The sequence below is a fragment of the Pseudomonas sp. P4_D7 genome (assembly GCF_056401755.1).
In genome coordinates this window covers 1-2,551 of record NZ_JBFUIR010000131.1, presented here as the reverse complement: position 1 = coordinate 2,551, position 2,551 = coordinate 1, and the positions used below count along the sequence as shown (strand labels likewise).

Sequence of the window (2,551 nt, the reverse complement as noted above, 5' to 3'; positions counted from 1 at the left end):
GATCGAGGAGGGTATGAATGCCCTGCGCCGCGAGTGTCACCCAGTTCTGCTGGGCAATCGCCGAGCGGGCGATTTCGTCAGGACCGCTGGCGCACAAGCCAAGCAGCTCGGCGCGCAGGGATTCAGGCATGGGGATGTAGTGGGTGGCGACCAGTTTGATCGCCGAAGTCTGTTCGATCAGGGCAATGTCCAGACCGTCGAGGCTGGTTCCGGACATCACGCCGATATACAGGGCCATGACTTAGCGCTTGCTCGAAGCCAGCATGGTGGCTTTCTCTTGATCCATGCGCGCCATCAGCGGCTGGCTCTGTGCAAGGAAGCGAGCGCGTTCGGCTTTGGCAATTGGATCAGCCATTGGCAGCTTCTGTCCCAGCGGATCGACGTGAACGCCGTTGACCTGGAACTCATAGTGCAAGTGCGGGCCGGTCGAGAGGCCGGTGGTGCCGATGTAGCCGATGACTTGGCCTTGCTTAACGGAGCCGCCAGTCTTCACGCCTTTGGCGAAGCCTTGCATGTGGCCGTACAGCGTGCGGTAGGTGTTGCCATGCTGGATGATCACCGTGTTGCCGTAGCCACCACGACGTCCGGCCAGCAACACTTTACCGTCACCGGCAGCCTTGATTGGCGTGCCGCGCGGCGCAGCGTAATCAACACCTTTGTGGGCGCGAATCTTGTTGAGGATCGGGTGCTTGCGGCCCATTGAGAACTTCGAACTGATGCGGGCGAAATCCACCGGAGTACGGATGAACGCCTTGCGCATGCTGTTGCCGTCAGCGGTGTAGTAGCTGCTGTTGCCTTGCTTGTTGGTGTAACGCACGGCGGTGTAGGTCTTGCCGCGGTTAGTAAAGCGAGCGGACAGGATAGGTCCGGTGCCGACGGCTTTGCCGTTGACCACTTTCTGCTCGTAGATCACATCGAATTCGTCACCCTGGCGGATGTCTTGAGCGAAATCGACGTCGTAGCCAAAGACGCTGGCCATATCCATGGTCAGACTATGGGAGAGACCGGCACGGGCTGCTGATTGTGAGAGCGAGCTATTGATTACGCCATGGACGTAAGCAGTTCGAACGGTTGGTTTTGCGGTAACCCGGTTGAAGGCATAACCCTTGTCATTCTTGGTCAGGGTAATGGTTTCGACGTCACTGACCTTGCTGTGCAAACTGGTCAGTTGGCCGTCAGGGGTCAATTCGAATTCGAGCTTCTGGCCATGCTTGAGTTGGCTGAACTGTTTGGCTTGTTTGTCGCTGGCCAGGACTTCGTGAACGGAGGCGGCAGGCAGGCCGACCTTTTCGAACAGGGTCGACAGGGTATCGCCCTTGGCAACAATGACCTCGCGATGGCCAGGCGCTTTTGGCTTTTCAGCGGCTGGCGCAGGTGCAGCCTCTGCGGTTTGCGGGGTGTTTTCGCTACTGTTTTCGATTTGAGCAAATGGCGAAGCTACGGGCTCATTTGTGGCTTGAGCTGCGTCAGCGGCGTCTTGATCTTGTGTCAGTTGTTCAGCAGGACTTTCCAGTTCAAGGCTCAGGGTCGTCTTTTTGGCTTCAACATCACTGGAAGGGAATACCAGGAGTGCCAGGCTGAGAAGGGCGGCGATTCCACTTGCGGCGAGCAGGTGGGTCTTCGGGTAAAGCGGAGGCGCTTTAGACGGTTCTGTGGTCATAAGTAATTTTGACTTTGAAAAAAGATGAATTGGAAAAGATGAATGACATGATGAAGATGAAATAACTGTATAAAATATAACCAAATCATCTCTGAAGCAAGTCTGCAGACGCCGCGTTTGTGGATTGGTGTCCGTGCGCCGGGCAAAACTTGTAATTGGTGCACGATCTTGTATGGTTGGTTCCCTTTGAATCTGAGCCTTGCGGGTCTGTTATGAAGTCGGTTGAAGAGCAGCTAGCGCTGATTAAACGTGGTGCGGAAGAACTATTGGTCGAGTCCGAGCTGATCGAGAAGCTCAAGCGCGGCCAACCGCTGCGTATCAAGGCTGGTTTCGATCCGACCGCTCCTGATCTGCATTTGGGTCACACGGTGCTTATTAATAAGCTGCGCCAGTTCCAGGAGCTGGGGCATCAGGTTATCTTCCTTATAGGTGACTTCACCGGAATGATCGGTGATCCGAGCGGCAAGAGTGCTACGCGTCCTCCGTTGACTCGCGAGCAGGTTCTGGAAAACGCCGAGACTTACAAGACGCAGGTGTTCAAGATTCTTGATCCGGCGAAAACCGAAGTTGCGTTCAACTCCACCTGGATGGACGAGATGGGGCCGGCGGACTTCATCCGCCTGACCTCTCAGTACACCGTGGCGCGCATGCTTGAGCGTGACGACTTCGATAAGCGCTACACCACCAATCAGCCAATCGCTATTCACGAGTTCCTCTATCCGCTGGTGCAGGGATACGATTCGGTTGCGCTGCGGGCGGATGTCGAGCTGGGTGGTACCGATCAGAAATTCAACTTGCTGATGGGGCGTGAGTTGCAGCGTGGTTATGGTCAAGAGGCTCAATGCATTTTGACCATGCCGCTGCTCGAAGGTCTGGATGGCGTGAAGAAGA

3 protein-coding genes are annotated in these 2,551 nt (G+C 55.7%); 1 reads left to right on the top strand and 2 read right to left on the bottom strand.

Annotated features, from left to right (window positions below; genetic code table 11):
• A partial coding sequence (locus AC1DVF_RS28975) for an anhydro-N-acetylmuramic acid kinase (RefSeq protein WP_477783593.1) occupies window positions 1-238 on the bottom strand: 238 nt, incomplete at its 3' end.
• A gap of 3 nt (window positions 239-241) precedes the next feature.
• Window positions 242-1,660, bottom strand: coding sequence for a peptidoglycan DD-metalloendopeptidase family protein (locus tag AC1DVF_RS28970; protein WP_093441835.1), 1,419 nt, complete (start codon window positions 1,658-1,660; stop codon window positions 242-244).
• A gap of 212 nt (window positions 1,661-1,872) precedes the next feature.
• Between AC1DVF_RS28970 and tyrS the strand changes: the two genes are divergently transcribed.
• A partial coding sequence (tyrS, locus tag AC1DVF_RS28965) for a tyrosine--tRNA ligase (protein ID WP_477783592.1) occupies window positions 1,873-2,551 on the top strand: 679 nt, incomplete at its 3' end.